We start from the raw sequence: 1,115 nt of genomic DNA on the forward strand, positions 1-1,115 counted from the left end.
TTTCAACGTCTCCACGCAGACCGCTTGGTTTTCGTCAATCAGGCACTTGAACACGCACATTCCAAGGCAAAGCAAGAGTGCAGTCTTTTGGTCCAGATTGTATTTTGCCTGTAGCGCGGGTGGAGCAACTATGGATGTCCTGCACAAGTATGCGCAAAATCAGAAAACGCCGGAGTAGCACCTCACATCCCCGCCCGTACTGGCCGAGGGTTTATGGCACCTTTTGCTAAATACTTCGTGTTGTCGGCTTTGTCTCTTTCCGTTTTTGGGTCGAAAATGAATCCGAGAACAATGGAGACGGATATGCTCAATAGTCAGGAAATCCTTGACCTATACAGGAAGACCGCAAGCGCTGCCGGACTGGCACTCGAGGTCGAGATGCCTTTCCCTAGGACGTTTGAGATGCGCGCCGGCGATGTCTCCATCGACGTTTCCCTTGGACATGGGCAAATGTCGTCTATCGCCAAGATTGACGGTCGTATTCTGGAGAGCTGCATCTTTTATCTCGATCCGGTTGACGACGGCATCGGACTCGACCGGGATGTCGAAGTCTTCTTCTGGCATCTCCACGAGATCGAAACGGAGATTCGTCGCCGCGCCCACAAGAAGGGCATCTTTGGGAAAGAGAGGCTCGCAAGCGATTTCATCCTGGAGACGGTCGTCTCGGAGATCGGCCGGGTGGCACTAGGTAAGGAAGAAGGCAACTGGCGTGCAGGCACGTCTTCCGAGATCAAGCTGGTGAAGCGTGCGCGCCAGTTTTCGGAGGCCAACTACGACCGCTCCGAGGCGATGGCCATTCTGAAATCGGCGAGAGCGCTGAGAAAACCGTCGGCGAATTTTATCTTCATGCAACGTCGGGCTTCCGCGGCACTGGCGGCGAAGAAGGTGGTTCGTATTCGCGAATACGAGTGGAACTACAAGATGACACCCGAGGCGGCAGCCTATATTAACGAGAAGCTCGCGGCGATGCGACTGGAAAATGCGGAAAGTGCCCCAAAAGTGGTCGCGAAGCCGGGTATGGCGGCTTGAAGACCGACTCTGGTTTTCCTAGTCCCGCTGATCCAGAGGCGTGGCAAACCCCTTCCTTTATCAAGCTGCGCCGTAAAACCCGGTCC

General features: G+C 54.7%; 2 protein-coding genes. Both read left to right on the forward strand.

The annotated features are described in order from the left end of the window. Window positions 1–46 precede the first annotated feature (46 nt). Window positions 47–178, forward strand: a complete 132-nt coding sequence (locus E1297_RS51135) for a transposase (RefSeq protein ID WP_368669427.1) — start codon at window positions 47–49, stop codon at window positions 176–178. 224 nt (window positions 179–402) lie between these two features. Further along, window positions 403–1,029, forward strand: a complete 627-nt coding sequence (locus tag E1297_RS01555) for a hypothetical protein (protein WP_196223121.1) — start codon at window positions 403–405, stop codon at window positions 1,027–1,029. The last annotated feature ends 86 nt before the right edge of the window (window positions 1,030–1,115 follow it).

The organism is Roseibium sp. RKSG952, from assembly GCF_009711355.1.